Origin of the sequence: Sporosarcina thermotolerans, assembly GCF_030067815.1 — a bacterium.
In the GTDB taxonomy this organism is placed as follows: domain Bacteria; phylum Bacillota; class Bacilli; order Bacillales_A; family Planococcaceae; genus Sporosarcina; species Sporosarcina thermotolerans.
Map to the genome: position 1 here is coordinate 2613987 of NZ_CP125968.1, position 22715 is coordinate 2636701.

Below are 22715 nucleotides of genomic sequence, written 5' to 3' on the forward strand. Positions count from 1 at the left end.
AATGTATGTATATCGAATCGTGAGGAGATTGCCTAATGAGTAATAAAAAAGTACAAAAGTTCGTTGTATATATGATGGTTCTGGCAATGGTTGCTTTAGGTATTTTATTCGGATTAAGCATGTTTCTTTAAAAAAAAATGCCCAGGTTATAATGCCTGTGCATTTTTTTGTCCTAACCTTTAATCCGAAAACGCGCCCTTATCTGGAATTGCTTTAATAACCGTTGATTTGCATTCCAGCCGGACGCTTTCCGGAGGGCGTGCGGTGAACCAACCCGTTCGCTTCGCTTCCGTTGGTTGTTTCACCTGTCCCGCTGATCCTCCCGGAGTCGCCGGCTTCCACTCCAATCAACTAAGAATCTGCTTATTTATTCTAATCCTAAAACAGCACACCCTTATGCGGGGAAAAGCGCTCTATTGTTTATTAACATGATTTATGATAAGATTCCTCAGATTATTTCCAAATGAGGTTTTTAATTTATTTAACATCAATGTTTTACTGCGAAATCTTGTAATTTATCAGGCTTAAATTCATCTGTATTTAATTAGTATTTTCACTATCAAAAAAACGCCATTTCAAGCTATATGCATAAATCCATGTCCCATTATAATTAGTATCAATCTGTTCCGACTGGCCATCGCAAAAGAAAACTGAAGCATCTTTTACAATTACTGATGCTTCATAAATATCACCAGAGTAATTATCTAAAGGTGGTCTTAGATTCAGAGCCGTGACTCCTTCAAAAATCATTTCAATACTACTACACTGTTGGCTATCTACTTTAACCGTTACTTTTCTTAAATTAGTTAAATTCATAATTTTATCGGAATCAACAAAACCCCCACTAACATAGTTGATTTCATTAATAATAGAATCATGAAAAAAGCACGTCTGTTTCATAAGCATATTCACATCATCTTGCGTCTCGATAAAATGCCATTCTGTATGGTTTATATCACTATATAAATTTTTTTCAAAAATACTACCTCTTAGAGGAATTGCTTCGCCATTTAATAACTTAATTAAGGAATCAGTATTATTCCACAACCATGGAAAACCAATATAATCAAAAAATTTGATATTTGATTTTAATAATCCCTTATATCTATCTAGTTGCTCATCTACAGATTGTGATTTTAGATAAATCCAGTCACTTGGTCTTGCTAAATTGATTGAATTAATAAGTGCGGAAAGTTCATTGTGCGTTTTATCCAAATAATCATAAAACATTAAGCAATTCCCCATATCTTCAGGAGTCAACACTAATAACTTTTCATAGTATCCAGTGTTAATTATTGCATAAACTTCAGATTTAAAATAAGTATCCTTTTCTTTATCATAAACACGCACTCTCATTTAATAACACCCTCTCCACCCTCCCTAAGTAAATACATTATATCTCTCTTATTTTCCTTATTGTAGAGTACTCTATTAATACTTTATCAAAGATGACCCATTTTATCTTATTACTTGTGATACGGTTCACTTTTTCTTAATGGTGAAGTTAATTGACCAGCGCTTGATTGCCATGTCTTTTGGATGAATATTATTTTTCCACATAACAGGATAGTGAAAATCGACCATACTACCGATATGATGTACAACAAACCCACAGTGTCGGGTTCCATTTTAAAATTCTGTAACGCTGGTACTCCAATGTAAAAAGGCATTTGGATATATATGAAGTACATGATACCTAAATAGATTATTAAAATGAAACTAATGATCCTAATCTTCTTGAAACTGGGCTTCCTAAAAGAAATCTCTTTCGTACCTTTAAATAGTTGAAAAATAGTTAATCCCACTATATATAAGATTAAAATACTAAAGATAATTACAATAAAAAGGATTATCTGCACAAGTAAATGGATTTTTGGAAAGTCCTTCTCCAACAATTTCGTGGGTGTTCCACCATCTATTATTCTATAAAGGTTAAAACCAGAGTGATACGTTATATCCTGTTTAGAATTTGCTAAAAGGATAAGTCCAAAGGTTTTGTCTGATGAAAGTACAATGGTTGACGTAAAGCCTGGTAAACCACCATCCATAGAAATATTATGTGGGTACACATTCCAGTTGTATCCTGCACCGTATTGATTGGGTTTGAACATTTGATCTATGCTACTACGATCCAGTAATTTGCCTTGTGCCCCTTGCCCATCGTTTAATAGTAAACATAAAAACTTTGATAAGTCATCAACATTTGATGATAGCCCAGCAGATGCGGATGTTGCATACACTAATTCTTCTTTAAAAGGCTTTATCTTTCCCCAGTGATATCGATGACCCATTGCGGTATTCGACAATTGACTATCATCAAAAATGAAATATCCTGTCCGGTTCATTTGAAGCGGAGTAAAGAGGTTTTCTTCCATATATTGTATGAATGATTTGCCTGTTACCTCTTCTATTACTAACTGTAGTAAGTCCGTATTCATATTGGTGTATTCATTAACAGTCCCCGGTTTTCCCACTAACGTAACATTCTTTAGTTTGTGTTTAATTTTATTTATAATTTCTCTGCTTTCTAAACTACTAATCTCATGTACATTTAACCTACCAGGTAATCCACTGGAGTGGTTTAGTAAATGCTCAATTTTGATTTCATTAGAAAGCAAAGTATCTTTTGTAGAAAACCAAGGAAGATAATCAACCACAGGCTGTTCAATATCTATGTAACCTTCCTCTTGGAGTTTTAGGATACCAAGTGAAACGAATACTTTCGATACTGAACCTAAATGAAAATTAGTGCTTTCGTTTATTAGTTCAGATTTATCTCCTACATTTAAAGTGCCGTAGCCTTTAGAATATACAACACCATTCCTGTCCACTAATGAAAATGCCATACTCGGAATATTATGTGTCCTCATGTTATATTCAATTTCTTCGTCAATCATTTTAATTTTTTCTTCTAAATTATCAATAGTTGCGGAAGCCTCAGTAGAATAGGCTAAAAAGAAGACTACAAAAATTGAAGCACACAGTAATAGTCTAAATGTTTGAGTCTTATCTTAGATTCCCCCTCATTTCATTTATAAAAAACAGACCCCTAAAGATTTTATGGAGTCTGTTTCTCATGAATTTTACCTAAATTATAACATTGTTTATTAGTGAGTCCACTTATAAATTTCCTAAAATATTCTTACTTATGACTATTTCTCTCCTCTGTTTTACCACTATTTGTGATACGGTTCACTATGATTAATCCCAAACAACTTTAAATGAACCAATAATTTTTTATATACTATTCTACCACCAATCTGGCCCGATTGTGATACTGGGCGCATTCCCTTACATGGAAATGCGCGCAACAATGAACAACATCGATAATCTTAGCCCGTTAAATGACCAGCTTGCTGTATACGCCGCCATCTTCTAATCTATTTTAGTACATCCCCCTTGTTCCCATGGCTTCCAAGATGAAAAAAGCGAGAATGGAAAACGACAAGTCGTTTCCATTCTCGCGATAATCTGCCTTAGAGGAATTTTTCAGTGCCCTCACCTGCATAGGACTGTTTCTTTATTATACTTCTTCGCAATATTCTTCGAAATAACCTTGTAGGTTTGTTACAACCGACATTGGGTCATGTCCTTCTATTTCATAGCGCCCTACTTCTGCTACAAGTTTGCCATCTTTTAATAGTGCGAAGGATGGCGATGAAGGAAGGTGGTCTTCGCCGAAAATCATACGCGCGTATGCAGTTGCTTCTTTATCTTGTCCTGCAAAAACTGTGACAAGGTGATCAGGGCGTTTGTCGTAATGGACGGCGTGTGCTGCTGCTGGACGTGCGATGCCTCCTGCACAACCACATACGGAGTTAACCATTACTAGAGTAGTTCCGGAACGTTTGAATGCCGCGTCTACTTCTTCAGGTGTTGTTAGTTGTTCGTAGCCGCTTGTTTCCATTTCGTTGCGTGCTGTTTTTGTGATGTCATCCATATAAAAATTAAAGTCCATTGTCATTTTAGTCGTCCCCTTTCTTTGTATGAGTTTATCATAGCAGGTGGTACATTTAGTTGCAAAAAAGATAGATTGGAAATGAATAATTTCTAAAAAACGGATTTTCGCTTCGGGTGGACGCTTTCCAATCGAACTACGAAGAGTTCGATTTGCCGTATTTCTGCGCTCCTTTTGCAGAAATTAAGGCAGGGGTTGCTGGAGTCGCCACCTTCCGCTACAATCCTAATAGTGTTATTCATTAGAGAAAATCCTGTCTACTGCGTTTGCGACTGTGATATCGCCTGACAACAACTGGCCTTCCAGATCAGTTACAAGTTCTCTCTTCCCTTTTTCGGAGAAGAAGTTGTCGATTAGTCGGTCGCGGATCATGGAGTGGAACCAGTCTTTTGTTTGGGATTGTCTGCGTTCGTTCCATACCCCGCTTACTATCATTTGATCTTGAAAGTTGGTGATGGTTTCCCAGACTTTGTCGAGTCCTGTTTTTTGTAGCGATGAAACAGGCATGGCGATGGTTGTCCATCCTAATGTTGCGGGTTGGAGGAAATGAAGCAATTGACTGTATTCTCTTACTGTCTTTTTAGCAAGCTTCAAGTTATCGCCATCCGCTTTATGGACGATGATGGCGTCTGCGAGTTCCATTATCCCTTTTTTCATACCTTGTAATTCGTCTCCGGCACCAGTTAAAACAAGAAGCATGAAGAAGTCGACCATTCCCCTTACGACGGTTTCACTTTGGCCAACACCGACTGTTTCGATGAGGATGATGTCGTATCCCGCTGCTTCACATAAGAGCATTGTTTCCCGTGTCTTTCTGTGGACTCCGCCAAGTGTTCCGGAAGAGGGGGACGGCCGGATGAAGGCGTTCTTATGCCTCGCGAGCGTCTCCATTCTTGTTTTATCGCCTAATATGCTTCCGCCTGTCACAGTTGAGCTTGGGTCAATAGCGAGCACAGCCACCTTAGACCCACGCTCAGCCAACTGAAGGCCGAACGCTTCGATGAATGTGCTTTTCCCAGCCCCCGGTACTCCCGTTATGCCGATTCGAATACTGTTTCCTGTCTGAGGAAGCAGTTTTTTCAATAGATCTTGACCCGCCTTCTTATCCGTTACATTTATGCTTTCCAATAGAGTGATTGCTTTGGATAAATGAAGTCTTTACCCGTTACAGATTTCTGCGTAAAGATCCTCGATCTCAATTGCTCTTTCTTTTTTAACAAATCGTTTGCGAGTTGGGGCAACCATGCCATCATGCGAGGACTCAATGCCGTTCATTACATGCAATGCGCTGTCGTCCTGTAAACGATTCTTTTTATTCACTCTGTCACTTCCTCATAACCGAGCGCTTTGTAAATATCTTCTATCACTTTCTGTGCCGCTACAGGGATGACCGTTCCAGGACCGAATATTGCCGTCGCGCCATTACTTCTTAGGAAGTCATAGTCCTGGGCAGGAATGACCCCGCCAACGACAATCAGGATGTCTTCACGGCCGATTTTCTTCAGTTCGTTATGCAATGTAGGCACAAGTGTTTTATGTCCTGCCGCAAGTGAACTTACTCCGATGACATGCACATCATTTTCAGCAGCCTGCAACGCAGTCTCTTCCGGAGTTTGAAATAAAGGACCGATATCCACGTCGAATCCGAGGTCGGCAAATGATGAGGCAATTACTTTCGCGCCACGGTCATGTCCGTCTTGTCCCATTTTTGCAATAAGAATCCGCGGTCGACGGCCTTCATTTTCTAAAAACTCTTCAGACATTCTTTTCACTTCTTCGATTTCTTCAGCATTCGTGAAGTTCGAGCTGTATACGCCACTCACCGAACGAATCACCGCCTTATGTCTGCCCGACACTTTCTCGATTGCATCCGAGATTTCCCCTATCGTTGCCCTTGCCCTTGCTGCTTCCACCGATAACGAAAGAAGATTACCTTCTCCGTCCTGTGCGGCATGAGTAAGTGCTTCCAACGCTTTTTCGACTGCATTTTCATTGCGATTCTTTTTCACTTCATGAATACGATCGATTTGTTTTTGGCGAACAAGCGAATTGTCGATATCCAAAATATCAATCGGCTCTTCTTTTTCAAGTCGGTATTTATTCACCCCGACAATTGTTTCTGCACGCGAGTCAATTTTCGCTTGACGTTTTGCAGCTGCTTCCTCGATTTTCATTTTCGGCAAACCAGTTTCGATTGCCTTCGCCATACCGCCCAATTCTTCGATTTCTTCGATTAAAGCCCAAGCCTTTTCCGTTAGTTCAGCGGTTAGCTTTTCGACATAATATGAGCCGCCCCATGGGTCAATCGTTTTCGTCATATATGTTTCTTCCTGAAGGAATAATTGCGTATTACGCGCTATTCTTGCTGAGAAATCAGTCGGTAGTGCAATCGCTTCGTCAAGTGCATTTGTGTGTAATGACTGCGTATGGCCCATTGCTGCAGCATTTGCCTCAATCAATGTTCGGGTTACGTTATTAAACGGATCCTGCTCTGTCAAACTCCATCCCGAGGTTTGGGAATGAGTTCGTAAGGCGAGTGATTTCGGGTTTGATGGATTGAATGATTGCATCATTTGTGCCCAAATTTTTCGAGCTGCGCGCATCTTGGCGATTTCCATGAAGTAATTCATGCCAATTGCCCAGAAGAAAGATAGGCGTGGGCGAATGAATCGATATCAATGCCTGCTTTAAGTCCAGTCCGGACATATTCCAACCCATCCGCCAATGTATAAGCAAGCTCGATATCCGCTGTTGCCCCGGCTTCTTGCATATGGTAGCCAGAGATTGAAATGGAATTGAATTTCGGCATATTCTTTGATGTATACTCAAAAATATCCGCAATAATCCGCATCGACATTTCAGGCGGGAAAATATACGTATTGCGAACCATATATTCTTTCAAAATATCATTTTGAATCGTCCCAGAGAGTTTTGATGGCGAAACACCTTGCTCCTCAGCAGCAACGATATAAAAAGCCATGATTGGAAGAACCGCACCATTCATTGTCATTGATACCGACATTTGATCGAGTGGAATCCCGTCAAAAAGGATTTTCATATCTTCGACCGAATCGATTGCGACACCGGCCTTTCCAACATCGCCTGTTACACGTGGATGATCGGAGTCATAGCCACGGTGTGTCGCGAGGTCAAAGGCGACAGATAATCCTTTTTGCCCCATCGCCAAGTTCCGTCGATAAAAGGCATTACTCTCTTCTGCAGTTGAGAATCCTGCATACTGCCTAACAGTCCATGGACGAGCTACATACATTGTTGGATAAGGCCCACGCGTATTCGGTGCGATGCCCGGTAGATCATCCAAATGCGAAATTCCCGCAACATCCTCAATTGAATAGCTTTTTTTAATTTCAATTCCTTCATTCGTAAGGAACGGCTTTTCATTACTTACGGAATGATTTGTGATTTTCAGCGCGTTGATATCAACTTTATTGAAATCTGGTTTCATCATTTGTAGCCCCCCCTTGCCATGAATCAAAAATGGTATGGAGTTTTTCAATTTTGTTTTGACCACTGAAAATTGTGCCGTTCAACCCTTTCGCACACCATTTTCGTTCAGTTTCCTTATCGACTTTACCTGCGACATCCAATAGTAGACCTTCAGGCATTTTTTCAAGGATTGATTCAACGATATTAGACAGTTCCTCATCCGTAGCACAAATAATTGCGTAGTCAGGTTTCGCTGTATTCAACCATTCAATAGCTTGTTCGGCTGTTTGGAATGAAGGACTCCATTCACTTTTTATACCGCCTGAAGCCAAGAATCCTGTAACGAAATCTGCACGAGGCTTGAAGTTTTTTAACTCGCCGAATGTAACTAACACTGTTTTAGGCTGGTTTTCACTCGCTAATTTCCGAAAATCCTCGAATGGTTTCGCTAGCCTATTCAGTTGCTTGAACCCATCCCAATCATCAAAATTTGTAGTTCCAAGTTCGGCATATACATTTGTGCCGGTAAGTGATCTTTTGCCAGTATTCACTTCTGTTTGACGTTTTGACAAGAGTTCCTTCAATTCGCCACCTTGAAGAAAGACGTCAAGTCCACCCTTATTTTCGATTTCCAAAAATAAATCCCAAGCCTTTTCGACAAGTTCATCAGTTAATTCCTCGATGAAGTATGAACCGCCAGCAGGGTCAAGCACTTTTTCTACATGAGTTTCTTCCTTTAAAACAAGTTGAATATTCCTTGCATATCGTATCGAACTTGCATTTGGCCCAGTCAAACAATCATGAGGATGAACTGTTATAAAGTCAGAGCCGCCCAAAATTGCTGCAAATGTTTCATTTCCTGCACGCAGCAAATTTACATAGGGATCCAGTTTTGAGTAGGATCGTACTGAAGTTACAGCCATTATTGGTATATATGGTGCATCGTCAATTTCATATGCTTTTGAAAAAGCTTTCCATAGAATCCGGAATGCTCGTAGTTTAGCAATTTCCATGAAAAAATGCGTGTCAATTGCAAACCGGACGAAGAAATTATCCGCAAACGATTGGAATGATTCTGTCCCTTCAGCAATTCGGGCAGCTTCAGAAAGGGCGATGGCAAGTTCTAAAACAGCATCGGCACCATCATGATGTACTTTCCAAAGATCCGCACCGATTGTCCTTAAATTTTTATAACCGACAGAAATTATCCAATCTTCCGACTGAACGACCCCCTTCACGTTTTCCCTAATTTCATGATGAACAAAATCAAAAGCTCTTAAAATAGGATCATCATTCTTAATGTTCATAAAAAACACGGGATATTCCGACAGCAATGAGGCTAACTGCAGTAATTCATCCTCTTCCCAGTCAAATGAAAACGAGCCATCGTAAACGATTGATTCATTTCCTCTATCAAGTGAATTTTTCAGTTCGGCAATAAAAGAAGATGCATGATCAGCAATGGTTTGTTGTGCAATTGTCCAACCTCGGTTTTCTTTCATTGACTGAATGGTTGTCGTGTTTTCATTGTTTGTTTTTTTATAATCTGTTTTTTCGAAATAAAGGGGCTGGAGGTTAATGCCCTCCCATGTTTTTGCAATTAGACTTTCATATGGCTTTCCTTTAAGTGATTGTATAGCAATCTCTTTCCACTGCTTAAAGTCCGCTTTATTAAATGTTGTTTTTTTCATATTTTCAACTGTCAATGGAATTGCTCCTTTCGTTATTCATGAGGAGTCGTGAAAACTATGTAGAAATTATTTTATAATTCTTTAAAGCCTATTTATAGTGTACCTGACATGCAATTTCTTTGAAAGTCAGAATGGCAAATTTACTCTCTTCATACACAAAAAAGCTGTCCCCCTAAAAGAGAGACAGCTGAAATTTCATCAATAGACAGATGTGTTATCTGCTGTTATATTTTCGAGTATTTCTTTAACGCGTGCAAGGAAACGTCCCGCTACAGTCCGTCCAATACACGGTGATCAAGTGATAGGCAAAGGTTTACCATATCTCTTACAGCGATCATGCCACCATTCATGACGACAGGACGTTTCACGATGGATTCGACCTGTAGGATGGCAGCTTGCGGATAATTGATAATACCCATCGATTGGATAGATCCGAAAGATCCTGTGTTGTTTACAGTGAATGTACCGCCTTGCATTTCGTCGGATTTGAGTTTTCCTGAACGGACTTTTGAAGCCAATTCATTGATTTCCCTTCCGATTCCTTTAATTGTTTTTTCATCTGCATGTTTGATGACAGGTACAAACAAAGCATCTTCCGTTGCTACTGCGATGGAAATATTGATGTCTTTCTTTTGGATGATTTTGTCCCCGGCCCACATGGAATTCATCATAGGGAATTCTTTCAATGCCTGTGATACAGCCTTCACGAAGAAAGCGAAGTATGTCAGATTGAAGCCTTCCTTTTGTTTGAAATCATTTTTCAATGAATCACGGTATTGGACAAGATTCGTCACATCGACTTCAATCATAGTCCACGCATGAGGTGCTTCATGCTTAGAACGGAGCATGTTAGTCGCAATTGCTCGGCGCACACCAGTGATTGGAATTTCGATATCACCAGCAGCAGTAGGAATTGCCTCAGGGGCAGCAGGTTTGTTAACTGGACGCGCCTCTTGGGAGGGTGCCGCCTGAACAACTTCAGCAACCGGTTCAACTTTCTGTGCAGCCGCTGTTGGAATTTCGCCACTGTCGATAATCGCTTGAAGGTCTTTACGCGTTATGCGCCCTTCTTTTCCGGATCCTTCAACGAGCGAAAGGTCGATATTGTTTTCTTGCGCCATTCTCATAACTGCTGGTGAAAAGCGGGCTGCTCCTGCTCCGCGTTTAAGAGGCGAGGCCGGTTTTTGAGATCCAGCAGCTGGCATTTCGTTCGCAGGTTCCTCTTTTGCAGGCACTGCTGCAGGTTGACTAACCTGTTCAGCATTCCCTTCCGCTCCGCCTTCCGTTTCAATCGTACAGACGACGACTCCCACTTCCACCGTTTCGCCCTCTTGCACGGTAATTTCTTTAATTACACCAGCGAAAGATGAAGGGATTTCCGCAGTAACTTTATCCGTATTCACTTCTGCCAATGGATCGTATTTATTAACCGTGTCGCCGGGTTTAACAAGCCACTTTTCAATCGTTCCTTCTGTAACGCTTTCGCCAAGTTTAGGCATTTCGATTTTTTCAATTGCCACTTCGAAATCCTCCTTTCCGATTAAAATTCTGCTAATTCACGCGCTGCTTTTTCAACTTTATCCGGGTTGACCATGAAGAACTTTTCCATTGTTGGAGCATATGGCATAGCAGGAATATCAGGTCCCGCAAGACGTTTGATAGGTGCATCAAGGTCAAAGAGGCAGTTCTCTGCGATTATCGCAGAAACTTCACTCATTACGCTACCTTCCAGGTTGTCTTCCGTCACTAACAATACCTTACCCGTTTTTGAAGCAGCTTCAATGATTGCTTCTTTATCGAGTGGATAAATTGTACGCAAGTCTAAGATATGTGCAGATATTCCATCTTCAGCAAGCCTTTCAGCTGCTTGTAGTGCAAAATGTACACATAGTCCGTATGTGATGATCGTAATATCATCACCTTCACGCTTCACATCGGCCTTACCTATCGGCAAAACGTATTCCTCTTCAGGAACTTCGCCTTTTATCAAACGGTATGCACGCTTATGCTCAAAGAAAAGTACCGGATCATCATCTCTGATAGCCGCCTTCAAGAGACCTTTTGCATCGTAAGGAGTAGAAGGAATAACGATTTTCAATCCTGGTGTACTTGCGAACATGGACTCGACTGATTGGGAATGGTATAACGCACCATGAATTCCACCACCAAATGGAGCGCGGATAACAATCGGACAAGACCAATCATTGTTTGAACGGTAACGGATTTTCGCTGCTTCAGAAACAATCTGGTTCACCGCAGGCATTATGAAATCCGCGAATTGCATTTCGGCAATTGGACGCATTCCGTACATTGCAGCTCCAATTCCAACACCGGCAATCGCAGATTCTGCGAGTGGCGTGTCGAGTGCACGGTATTCACCAAATTGGTCATAAAGGCCAGTTGTCGCTTTAAATACGCCACCCTTTCTACCAACGTCCTCTCCAAGAACGAATACATTTTCATCCCGTTCCATTTCTTCCTTCATCGCAAGTGTAATTGCATCAATATATGAAAGTACAGCCATTATTGGTCTCCCCCTTCCTCTTTATAGACATGGCGAAGTGCATATTCCGGTTCAGCGTAAGGAGCCTTCTCCGCATAGTCAGTCGCTTCATTGACGATTCTCTTGATGCGTTCGTCAATATCTTTCTCAAGCGTGTCATCCATGACACCGGCTTCTTTCAAGTAAGCTGCAAATTTAGGGATTGGATCATTTTTTCGTTCAGCTTCAAGCTCTTCTGCATCTCGGTATAGACGATGGTCATCGTCTGAAGAGTGAGCAGTCAAGCGGTAACAAATTGCTTCAACAAGGCTTGGTCCTTCTCCGCTACGAGCACGGTCAGCAGCTTCCTTTACTACACGGTAGACTTCGAGTGGATCTGTACCATCAACTGTTACGCCGGGCATGCCGTATCCAACTGCACGGTCCGAAACGTTTTCACAAGCCAATTGTTTTTCAAGAGGCACTGAAATTGCATATTTATTGTTTTCGACCATTACTACAGTCGGTAATTTATGGACTCCTGCAAAGTTCATCCCTTCGTGGAAGTCCCCTTGGTTGGATGAACCTTCACCTAATGTGACAAATGTGATGAAGTCTTCTTTTTCATTTTAGCCGCAAGTGCAACTCCGACAGCGTGCGGAAGTTGTGTTGTAACAGGGGAAGATCCTGTTAGGATACGGTTTTTTCGTTGTCCGAAGTGACCAGGCATTTGACGGCCTCCAGAGTTCGGATCTTCTGCTTTTGCGAATGCTGAGAGCATTAGTTCTTTTGGTGTCATTCCGAAGTGGAGGACGACTCCCATGTCGCGGTAATATGGTGCAATCCAGTCTTTGTTTTTGTCAAGTGCGTATGCTGCTCCGGCTTGAGCGGCTTCTTGCCCTTGGCAGGAGATGACGAATGGAATTTTTCCGGCACGGTTTAATAGCCACATGCGTTCGTCCAAACGTCTAGCCATTACCATTGTTTCGTAGATTTCTAGAACATTTTCGTTCGTCAATCCTAATTCTTCATGACGCAATTTCGCCATTGTATGAATCCCCCTTCGTTTCGGTTGTCATATTAATAAAACTGTTGCTTTCCGTTCCAGGCGGACGCTTTCCGCGGGCATGGCTTCAGCTCATGCTATTCCCGCAGGAGTCGCCGCCTTCCACTACAAGCAACAGAAATCACAAGAAATAAATATAATCTGATATGATATATTGAAAATTACATATGAATAGCTTTTCCGTCTACTGCAAGTGCTGCTTCGCCCATTACTTCGGAAAGGGATGGGTGTGGGTGGATTGTAGATGCTACTTCCCATGGAGTGGCGTCAAGAACCATCGCAAGGCCAGCTTCGGATATTAAATCTGTAACATGAGCTCCGATCATATGGATGCCTAATAGGTCGTTTGTATCTTTGTCGGCGATAATTTTTACAAATCCATCTGCGTTACCATTGACGAGTGCTTTGCCGATTGCTGCAAATTGGAATTTACCTACTTTTATATTGTATCCTTGCTCTTTCGCTTGTGCTTCAGTCAACCCGACACTTGCAGCTTCAGGGCTTGAATAGATGCATCGGGAAATGTTTGTATAATTAATCGGTTCCGTTGAAAGTCCAGCAATATGTTCAACAGCAGCTATCCCTTCATGTGAGGCAACATGTGCCAATTGAAGTCCGCCGATTGCGTCGCCGATTGCGTAGATATGGCTTTCTTTCGTTTGGAACGTCGATTTAGTCTGTATGTAGCCTTTTTCTAACTGGATTTCGGTGTTGTCGATGCCGATTCCTTCAGTATTGGCCTGCCTTCCTACGGATACAAGCAATTTCTCCGCAGTAAACTCTTTCGTTTCACCAGCAATTTCAGCTGAAATGGTAACTGCTTCTTCTGATTTTGAAAGCGTTTCAGGCAATACTTTTGCACCTGTGATGAAAGTGACTCCTCTTTTCGAAAGAAGTTTTTTCATTTCTTTTGATATATCTTCGTCTTCAGTTGGGATGATTCTGTCAGCGTATTCAATTACTGTAACTTCCACTCCAAAATCACATAACATGGAAGCCCATTCGATTCCGATTACTCCACCGCCGACGATTAACATCGACTTCGGTAATTTAGTCATTTTCAACGCACCATCTGAAGAAAGAACTTGGATTTCATCCAGTTCTAGTCCCGGTAAAGTGCGGGGTCTTGATCCGGTAGCTAAAATAAGGTTTTTTAAGATGAGCATTTCATTTTCTTCACCATTATTCATTTCAACAGAAATGGTGCCCGGCATTGGAGAGAAGATGGATGGGCCTAACATTCTGCCAAATCCTTCATAGACATCTATTTTGCCTTTCTTCATCAAGGCAGTAACACCTTTATGAAGCTGTTGGACGATTTCTTCTTTCCTTGCTTGGACACGGGTAAAGTTTAGCGTGGCACCGGCTGTTTCGACACCGAAATGCGCAGCATCCGTTTTAGCAATTTTGTAGACTTCAGCGCTTTTCAGCAAAGCCTTGCTTGGAATGCATCCTTTATGCAAGCAAGTTCCGCCAAGTAGCTCCTTTTCAACTAAAGCTGTTTTAAGCCCTAATTGTGCTGCACGAATAGCTGCTACATACCCGCCTGTTCCGCCGCCTAAAATAACTACATCATATTCGACTGCCATCTGTTTATGGCCTCCTCTTGCTATCCATCACGCGGGATAGGTTTTTGCTTTCTCCTCACCGTTCAAGACGCGTAAAGCACCTTCTGCAAGTGCTTGTAATTCATCTTCTCCGGGATAGACAACTACATCTGCAATCCATTGAACTCGGGAGTTTATCATTTCCACGTATTGTTTCCCGTAAGCAAGCCCTCCGGTTAGAATGATGGCATCTACTTTCCCTTCAAGGACAGTTGCGGCACTTCCAATTTCCTTTGCCACCTGGTATGCCATCGCTTCGTAGACAAGAGCCGCTTCTTCATCGCCTGCATCAATCCGTTTTTCTACAGTGACAGCATCATTTGTTCCAAGGTATCCTACGAGTCCGCCTTTTCCTACCAATTTCGACATGATTTCTGTTCTGAAATAAGTTCCTGAATAGCAAAGATCGACTAATTCACCGATTGGAACTGTTCCCGCTCGTTCCGGGCTGAATGGTCCGTCTCCGTGCAAGCCGTTATTAACATCAATCACTTTTCCAAAACGATGTGCGCCAACTGTTATGCCTCCACCCATATGAGTGACAATGAGACGCAAATCTTTATAACGTTTACCAATTTGTTTGGCATACCGTCTTGCAACTGCTTTTTGATTTAAAGCATGAAAAATCGATTTTCGATTGATTAATGAAAATCCTGAAATACGGGCAAGCGGATGCATTTCATCAACAACTACTGGATCTACAATATATGCCGGAATCTTAGTGGCATTTGCGAGTTTCTCGGCTATGATGCCACCAAGATTGGATGCATGTTGTCCGGAATAGCCCTTTTTCAAGTCTTCGATCATTGGGCATTGACAATATATGTTCCGCCCGCAATTGGACGGAGAAGTCCACCCCGACCACAAACTGCATGCAGTTCATCCAAGGCGACTCCTCCGCGCTCTAACGATGCGATAATAGAATCTTTCCTGAAAACGTATTGATCGATAACCGAAGGATATTGTGCAAGTTCCTCTGCTGAATGTCTCAATGTGTCTTCAAATACAAGATGCTCATTATCGTACACACCGATTTTCGTTGATGTTGACCCCGTATTGATAACAAGGATCCTAAAGATCTCATTATGCACGAACATCCCTCCTACTCTTCTGAGATGCGCCGTCTTTTATTTTTTATTTGAAAGAACACTTTTTTCATTTTGCAAAAATTGGCTACGAGATTTGGCAACTCTTGCAATTCTTTCTTCTGCAAGGCGGTCGGCAGCTACGTATGTTGGGATATTATCACGTTTTGAAATCGCAAAGATTTGTTCGATTGTGTCGTAAATTCCTGCCACGCGTTTCATCGCACGTTCACGGTTATAGCCTGCAAGCTCATCAGCCACATTGATAACACCGCCTGAGTTGATGACGTAGTCTGGAGCGTAAACGATTCCCATTTCATGAATGATGTCGCCATGTTCAGGATTTTTCAATTGGTTGTTTGCAGAGCCAGCGATAACTTTGCATTTAAATTGTGGAATCGTTTCGTCATTGATGATTGCTCCAAGTGCACATGGTGCAAAAATATCTGCGTCTTGTGAATAGATTTCATCAATTCCGACAGCAATTGCACCGAATGCATCAACAGCACGTTGTACGGCCTCATTGTTTATGTCCGTTACGATCAATTTAGCGCCTTCTTCATGGAGATACTCACAAAGTGTATAGGCTACGTTACCGACGCCTTGTACAGCAATCGTCTTGCCTTCAAGGGAATCGCTACCGAATGCTTCTTTTGCTGCAGCTTTCATTCCTTTGTAAACGCCGTAAGCTGTAACTGGTGATGGATTTCCTGATGAACCGAATTCCGCGGAAACTCCTGTAACATAATCAGTTTCTAAATGGATTAAATCCATATCTTCTTCAGTTGTACCAACATCCTCGGCAGTAATGTATCTACCATTTAAACCTTCAATGAAGCGACCAAACGCGCGGAACATTTCATCATTCTTATCCGTTCTTGGATTTCCGATGATAACTGTTTTCCCGCCTCCAAGATTCAATCCGGCAGCTGCATTTTTATATGTCATACCTTTTGCAAGTCGTAGTGCATCTTCAATTGCTTCTTCTTCACTTGCATAAGTCCACATGCGAGTTCCACCCAATGCTGGTCCAAGTGTTGTGTCATGAATCGCGATGATTGCTTTAAGGCCGGAAGTTTTATCCTGACAGATAACAAGTTGTTCATAATCGTGAGTTTCCATATATTTAAATAATTCCATGATGCATTTCCTCCTTGGGATAATCCGTATTATTTTTTTGAAGTTTGTATAGCTAACGCCAAAGAATACAACTTTGTTTCTGCACTATCAGATCTTGAAGTGAGAACAATTGGCGCTCTTGCTCCTTGTATAATTCCTCCGACTTTAGCATTGGCGAAGTACATAAGTGATTTATACAAAATATTTCCCGCTTCTATGGACGGAACGACAAGGATATCGGCTTTCCCAGCCGTATCGCTAACAATTCCTTTGTGTTGGGCCGATTTGACAGACACAGCATTATCTAATGCAAGCGGTCCATCGACAATGCAGTCTTTGATTTGCCCCCTCTGATTCATAACGACAAGCGCCGCAGCATCCGTCGTAGGTATCATGACAGGATTGATGGTCTCAATGGCTGCGAGGGGTGCAACAATTGGTACAGCAACTCCACAAGCTTTAGCAACCGCTACTGAATTCCGGATGATTTGTGCTTTCTCTTCAAGGTTAGGGGCAATATTCATCCCGGCGTCCGTTACAAATAGCAAGCGATTGTATCCATCAACTTCAAAAGCCGCTACATGGGAAAGCACCTTTCCTGTTCGCAATCCATATTCAGAGTTTAACACAGCTTTTAAGACAATTGCTGTGGGCAAATTCCCCTTCATTAAGACTTGCGCTTCCCCAGTCGAAACGAAACGGACAGCTTTCTCAGCTGCCTCCTGAATAGTATCGGCATGCTCAATCGAAATATAAGGATTGCTTTCTAATTCCGGGAAACGCGATTTAATAAGTCTCTTTAATAGCTCCTCATTATCAACTAAAATAAAGGAGGCAATCCCTCTCATCATTGCCATCTCCACCGCTTGGAGGACTTCCGGGTCCGCCGCACTTGCCACAGCTACTGTCCTAAAACCGGAGGCCGCAGTTTTTTCTACTAGTGCATTTAGTGTCGTCATTTCAGCCCTCCACCATTAGATAAGTTTAAATTTCTCTAGTTTGTAATATAAGGAGCGCAATGAAATACCGAGACGATTCGCTGTCAATGATTTATTTCCATTATGCTCGTCCAGAGCTTTTTCAAGGACTGATCGTTCGTAATCATCCATAACTGACGCAAGAGTACTCTTCTCTGGAAGAATCTCTTCAGTCGTTTTAACTTCGTTTGTAAAAAGTGACCTTCTAATATCCTCGACTTGAATAATTGACGAACCTGGCCCTATGTAAATCATCGCCCGACTGAGTACATTTTCAAGTTCCCGAACATTTCCTGGCCATTCATATCGTTGCAATCTATTCATTGCTTCATCAGATATTTCTCCAACATTCATCCCAAATTCTTGATTTAATTTCTTCAGTAATTGAACTGCAATTTCAGGAATGTCCGCCTTCCTATTTCGCAATGAAGGAATTTGAATGGTAATACGGTTTAATGCATAATACAAATCGATATTGAATGAACCTTCATGAATGGCTTTCTCCAAGTTTTTGGAGGTTGCTGCGATGATACGCACCGGATTAAATTCACGCTGTTCATTCATTTGAATTGTTCTTTCTTTTAAGTGATCCAATAACCTAAGTTGAACGCCTAAAGGCAAGTCAGTTACTTCATCAAGAAAAATACTGCCGCTAAAGGCCTCATCAAATAATCCCGATTTAACAGGCTTGGAACTATCTTGGTCATATTCCCCAAATAACTCCCTTTCAATGACGGAAGGGTCAATCGCACTGCAGTTCACACGTATAAATTTATAGGATTTTCTACTACTCTCACTATGAATAGCATTTGCAAAGAGCTCTTTCCCGAGCCAGGTTCACCTCTTAATAAAACAGGTATATCCGACTTCGCAGCAATTTTTGCTTGATCAATTGATAGACGTATATCTGGAGAATTCCCGTGAATATCGGAAAATGTAAAAGTCGACTCCAATTTCCGAATGATTTGCTTAGCCCAATCAAGCTCTTTCATCAGATTTCGCATTTCTGTGATGTCATGGATGACACCAACACTGCCTTTCATCTGCTTGTTGACTATAATAGGAGCTACATTTACAATAACATCCCTATTCTCCTCACCTATTCGCATATTAACTCCGCGAATTGGTTTTTGTGTCTCTAAGACTTTCATATGGATACTTTCACCCTCGTTAATATCTACGGTGGCGGGTTTTCCAATCACTTCATCTTCAGACAAGCCTGTGATTCTTGTATATGCCCGATTGACAAGTACGCCATTTCCTTTTTCATCTACGACTGAAATTGCGTCATCACTTGATTGAATTATGGCTTCGAGCATCGTTTTTATTGATTTCAAGTCTGTAACTTCCTCAGCTAATTTGACTACTTCGGATACATCCTTGAAAACTGCAAACGCACCAAATCTTTCCCCAGTTGCTGAAATAAGTGGGTAACGAGAGCTGATTATTGCCAGACCATTCGGAAGAACCAATTCGTCATTCAGTTCAGGTTTTCCAGAATTAAGAACCCTAACTAACTTACTATCGGGAATTATCTCGAAAATCGATTTGCCAATTGTGTTGAAATCAGAAACTTCTAACATTGTGCAAGCGCTTTCATTTATGAAATCGACAATCCCCTTTTGATCAATCCCAATCATACCTTCATCAATTGAGTTGAGTATCAAACGCTGCCTATCCATCTCTGTTTGAATCCTTCGAAAGAATTGATCATTAGTTTTCAACAGGTCAATTAAAAGAACACTTTGCAAGGATATTCATTCTCCTTTTAGCACCATGCAATCTTTTGCAAATCTATTTTCATCATACACGATTGCACAGTTCTTGACAATATTTGTTGAGCAGGTAAAATAAAAAATGTTAAGGAGATTGATAATATGGCACGAATGGCAGCTTTCATCGTTCTTTTGATACCCATTTTAATAACGGCTGGTGGCATTAAATTGATGCGTGATTCGCTTTTCGGCATTCTATTCAGCCCACTTCCGTTCATTTGGCTACAATTTGTAATCGGTTTACTTATGTTTGGTGCAGGTCTTGCATTTTTCGCAGGCTTCCTTTTACGCCGCGACCGTCGTAAAGGAAGAGTTCAGGAAAGATTTAAATAATATGCAGATACTGTTGATTTACGCTACAGGCGGACGCTTTCCGCGGGCATGGCTTCAGCCTCCTCACTTCACTACGCTTCGTTGCGGGGTCTTCAGCTCATGCTATTCCCGCAGGAGTCGCCGCCTTTCGCTCCAATCAACGGAGCAACTATAATCAACAAAAAATATTAATGCAACCAAATAAAAAGGGACATCGGCAAGTTATGCTGATGTCCCTTTTTATATTATTTGAACCTTCCTGGATAATCGGTTATCCAGCCCGTTATTGACGGAGCAGGATTGCGTATGTTTTCTTCCTTTCCCGTCACTCCGTATACTCTTAATATCTTCCCGCTATCTACCATCTTACTCAAATAAGGCTCCTGCATGAGACTTTTAGATAAATGGAATCCATCCGCGAAATGATATTTCCCTAAATCATCCCAGTCAGTCGTTTTCTTTTTCACTAAAAAGGCAATTTCAAGTGAAGATTCCATCATTTTTACCCTTTCGAGAATTCCTGCATCAAATGATGATATATGCACTTGATCCAAAAGAAGAGCCATATTAAGGATATCCCTTAGGTATTCGGGTCTTTCCGATACTGTTTCTTTCAATTCGATATTCAATGCAAGATGATTCAATGCGCAAAATGAAACAACCTCACTCAATGTAGGAATTTCATGACCGGCAAAATTTCTAATAAACTTCCTGCCAACTTTAATTCCTTTCAATTCACTGAGGCTTAGTGACGAAATGGGTTTCCGAATGCCAGCAACCCTCGATAGATCCTTATCATGAACAACTACAGGTATCCCATCGGCAGTAAGCTGTACATCCAACTCAATGCCGTCTGCTCCTTGCCTCAATGCTTCCTTGAATGCACTCATCGTATTTTCAAAACAAACTCCAGAGGCTCCTCTATGCGCAAAAACAAGCGGTTTATAATTTGGGGATTCAATTGACAATTTCAAAACACCTTTCGAGTTTTTACTATTATACTCCAATCGAACAAGGAACTCCCTAAAAGATTTTATTGGATCTTCCGAATGAAAAGGACACAAGCTATGGCCTGTGTCCGATTAAGAATTTTAGTATGATTTCAACTTGCCACGTTTTCAAGTCTAATTTTATCTGCAATCATTGCAATGAATTCACTATTCGTTGGCTTACTTTTTAAATGATGTACTGTATAACCGAATATTTTGGAAATTGTATCATAATTTCCCCTGTTCCATGCAACTTCAATTGCATGCCGTATTGCTCTTTCTACTCGTGACGGGGTTGTTTTGTATCTTTCTGCAATATCCGGATAAAGAACTTTTGTAACTGAACCAAGTAAATCATTATCTGTGTAAACCATTTGAATGGCTTCCCGTAAAAAAGCGTATCCCTTAATATGTGCTGGAACGCCAATTTCTTTTATGATGGTCGTTATTGTTGTATCAAGTGCTCGCTGTGTCATACCAGTATCCTCAACTTCTTCTTTCGGTGCTTGCATCGTTGGTCTAACTGGTTTTTGTGTTCCAGCAACTTGGTGTATTTGTGTGATTAATCGATCGAATTCAAAAGGCTTCAACATGAAATATGATGCACCAAGGCCTCCAGCTTGAGCCATTACATCCTCTTGACCAAAAGCGGTTAGCATTATTATATGCATAGCTGACATTTCTGGATTCCCTTTAATCGTTTCCAAAACAGCTATACCATCCAAATGGGGCATAATTATATCAAGAAGCAACAAATCCGGTTTGTTTTCCTCAAGCATGGAAAGACAAACTTTGCCGTTATGAGCAGACCAAATCACCTCAAGGTCCGGATGTTGTTTAAAATAAGCGGTCATCGTTTTAACAAGCTCTTTATTATCATCCGCAATTGCAATTTTCACTTTCGTCATCCCACAATTCCCCCCGTATTTTTCCATTGGTTATCCCTTTTACATTTTTCGCTTTAAGCAAACTTATGTATAGTAAAAATTCGACAAACGATTTAACATTCCTTTAAGAAATTTGAAAATGCGTCTAATGAATTAGGGTTTCCCTAAATTTCGACGGACTTTGACAGGACATTAAAGTGTGGAAGGCGGCGTTTAGCTTCGACAGGCGGTGGATTATAAAGAAAAAAAAGGTCAATCCCCAATGGATTGACCTTTTAAAATGGAATACTTTCCTTCGCCGTCACGCATTGTCACTAAGAATAAACCGGCACCTTTCTTTGGTTCATCCACAAACATATGCGTTATGGCACCAACAAACTTTCCATTTTGGATAACGGGACTTCCACTCATCCCCTGCAAAATTCCACCCGTTGCTTCTAACAAGACAGGATCCGTTAGAATGAACTGGAATTGTTCTTCTTCAATATGCGTAATTCGGATGGAGAATGTCTCGACTTCAGTCCCTTTTACGGTTGTAAAAATTTCCGCTGCCCCAGTCTTTAATTCCGTGGGCTGCATGATTTCAAGCGGCTCGGATAAAACTTTCTTATAGGCAGCATTCCAGTTGCCGAAAATTCCATATACGCCATTTGTTTTAATTGTGCCAAGGTAATCTTCACCATCTATGATGGAAGATATCTTGTAACCCGGAGTGCCTGGTATACTTTTCTTAATCTGCTCAATTTCAGAGAGGTAAATCGCGCCTTTTTTGAATGATGGTGGTGATTTTAAGGAACTATCGACAATCTGATGGCCGAGGGCGCCATATGTTCCACTATTCGGGTCAACATATGTTAAAGTTCCTGTTCCCTCTGTTCGGTCTTTGAGGAATGGCAGGAGACGTTTTACCGCATCCCTATCCGCAAGTATTTCAATCGGTGTTCCTTTCCGATTGATATTCATGTGGATTCGATCTTTTTTTGCCTTGCCGACGACTTTTTCAAAGTCCCTCAGATTAACGACAGGTATCCCCTCCATTTTGATAATGGAATCGCCTGCCTTCAACCAATAATCTTCCTGAACGAGTACGTCATTCGTAATATAAACACCGGACAAATCCATTTGAATACCAATGGAATGTCCCATTGGAATGACATGATCTCTTGAAGTTGCCGATACTTTCTCGTGGAAAGGCAGTAATAACAAAAGCGTGGCAAACGAAACGGACAACAGTCGCCTACTCCATCCCATGGTTCACCTCCTCAGCTGAAAGATACTATTGGTATGTCCGTTCTGACGGAACTTATGAAAGGGTAAAAC

16 protein-coding genes and 4 pseudogenes are annotated in these 22715 nt (G+C 41.2%); 2 read left to right on the forward strand and 18 right to left on the reverse strand.

The features are described 5' to 3' along the window. Positions 1-74 precede the first annotated feature (74 nt). Positions 75-131 (forward strand): hypothetical protein, encoded by a 57-nt coding sequence (locus QNH10_RS20740; RefSeq protein ID WP_347178065.1) that lies wholly within the window; start codon positions 75-77, stop codon positions 129-131. A 409-nt stretch (positions 132-540) separates the two neighbouring features. On the opposite strand, the gene QNH10_RS14835 is transcribed toward QNH10_RS20740, so the two are convergent. The 15 genes and pseudogenes from QNH10_RS14835 to QNH10_RS14905 form a co-directional block, all read right to left on the reverse strand. Then, positions 541-1356: a hypothetical protein gene (locus QNH10_RS14835; protein ID WP_283732149.1), complete on the reverse strand. Its 816-nt coding sequence runs from the start codon at positions 1354-1356 to the stop codon at positions 541-543. Between the two features lie 110 nt (positions 1357-1466). Continuing rightward, complete coding sequence (locus QNH10_RS14840) at positions 1467-2897, reverse strand: serine hydrolase domain-containing protein (protein WP_283732151.1); 1431 nt, start codon at positions 2895-2897, stop codon at positions 1467-1469. Positions 2898-3523: 626 nt separating this feature from the next. Next, entirely contained in the window at positions 3524-3964 is a 441-nt protein-coding gene (locus QNH10_RS14845) for a BrxA/BrxB family bacilliredoxin (RefSeq protein ID WP_283732152.1), read from the reverse strand. A 228-nt stretch (positions 3965-4192) separates the two neighbouring features. Continuing rightward, positions 4193-5233: pseudogene (meaB, locus tag QNH10_RS14850) on the reverse strand (methylmalonyl Co-A mutase-associated GTPase MeaB). A 41-nt stretch (positions 5234-5274) separates the two neighbouring features. Continuing rightward, positions 5275-7427 (reverse strand): annotated as a pseudogene (gene scpA / locus QNH10_RS14855) (methylmalonyl-CoA mutase). Beyond that, positions 7405-9111: a methylmalonyl-CoA mutase family protein gene (locus QNH10_RS14860; RefSeq protein ID WP_283732153.1), complete on the reverse strand. Its 1707-nt coding sequence runs from the start codon at positions 9109-9111 to the stop codon at positions 7405-7407. The pseudogene scpA and the gene QNH10_RS14860 overlap by 23 nt, the downstream one beginning before the upstream one ends. A 254-nt stretch (positions 9112-9365) precedes the next feature. Next, positions 9366-10616 carry a dihydrolipoamide acetyltransferase family protein gene (locus tag QNH10_RS14865; protein WP_430541069.1) on the reverse strand — a complete coding sequence of 417 codons (1251 nt, stop codon included), beginning with the start codon at positions 10614-10616 and terminating at the stop codon, positions 9366-9368. Positions 10617-10636: 20 nt separating this feature from the next. Continuing rightward, a complete protein-coding gene (locus QNH10_RS14870; protein WP_283732154.1) occupies positions 10637-11620 on the reverse strand; it encodes an alpha-ketoacid dehydrogenase subunit beta in 984 nt (327 codons plus the stop codon). Continuing rightward, positions 11620-12626: pseudogene (locus QNH10_RS14875) on the reverse strand (thiamine pyrophosphate-dependent dehydrogenase E1 component subunit alpha). Before QNH10_RS14875 ends, QNH10_RS14870 begins: the two are co-directional and overlap by 1 nt. A 179-nt stretch (positions 12627-12805) precedes the next feature. Continuing rightward, positions 12806-14233, reverse strand: coding sequence for a dihydrolipoyl dehydrogenase (gene lpdA, locus QNH10_RS14880; protein ID WP_283732155.1), 1428 nt, complete (start codon positions 14231-14233; stop codon positions 12806-12808). A gap of 27 nt (positions 14234-14260) precedes the next feature. Then, positions 14261-15348: pseudogene (gene buk / locus QNH10_RS14885) on the reverse strand (butyrate kinase). A 30-nt stretch (positions 15349-15378) separates the two neighbouring features. Further along, on the reverse strand, positions 15379-16476 hold the full coding sequence (bcd, locus tag QNH10_RS14890; RefSeq protein ID WP_283732156.1) for a branched-chain amino acid dehydrogenase: 1098 nt from the start codon (positions 16474-16476) through the stop codon (positions 15379-15381). A gap of 29 nt (positions 16477-16505) precedes the next feature. Further along, positions 16506-17414: a phosphate butyryltransferase gene (gene yqiS / locus QNH10_RS14895; protein ID WP_283732157.1), complete on the reverse strand. Its 909-nt coding sequence runs from the start codon at positions 17412-17414 to the stop codon at positions 16506-16508. A gap of 15 nt (positions 17415-17429) precedes the next feature. Next, positions 17430-18236, reverse strand: a complete 807-nt coding sequence (locus QNH10_RS14900; RefSeq protein WP_347178066.1) for a sigma 54-interacting transcriptional regulator — start codon at positions 18234-18236, stop codon at positions 17430-17432. After that, positions 18191-19183, reverse strand: coding sequence for a PAS domain S-box protein (locus QNH10_RS14905; protein ID WP_283732158.1), 993 nt, complete (start codon positions 19181-19183; stop codon positions 18191-18193). Before QNH10_RS14905 ends, QNH10_RS14900 begins: the two co-directional genes overlap by 46 nt. A gap of 126 nt (positions 19184-19309) precedes the next feature. Here QNH10_RS14905 and QNH10_RS14910 point away from each other — a divergent pair, with 126 nt between their 5' ends. Beyond that, positions 19310-19540 carry a DUF2627 domain-containing protein gene (locus QNH10_RS14910; RefSeq protein WP_283732159.1) on the forward strand — a complete coding sequence of 77 codons (231 nt, stop codon included), beginning with the start codon at positions 19310-19312 and terminating at the stop codon, positions 19538-19540. Between the two features lie 224 nt (positions 19541-19764). Here QNH10_RS14910 and QNH10_RS14915 read toward each other — a convergent pair whose 3' ends face one another. The 3 genes from QNH10_RS14915 to QNH10_RS14925 form a co-directional block, all read right to left on the reverse strand. Then, complete coding sequence (locus tag QNH10_RS14915; RefSeq protein ID WP_283732160.1) at positions 19765-20487, reverse strand: glycerophosphodiester phosphodiesterase; 723 nt, start codon at positions 20485-20487, stop codon at positions 19765-19767. A gap of 134 nt (positions 20488-20621) precedes the next feature. Next, positions 20622-21416, reverse strand: coding sequence for a sporulation transcription factor Spo0A (gene spo0A / locus QNH10_RS14920; RefSeq protein ID WP_283732161.1), 795 nt, complete (start codon positions 21414-21416; stop codon positions 20622-20624). Positions 21417-21647: 231 nt separating this feature from the next. Further along, positions 21648-22646, reverse strand: a complete 999-nt coding sequence (locus tag QNH10_RS14925; protein ID WP_283732162.1) for a SpoIVB peptidase S55 domain-containing protein — start codon at positions 22644-22646, stop codon at positions 21648-21650. Positions 22647-22715 lie beyond the last annotated feature (69 nt).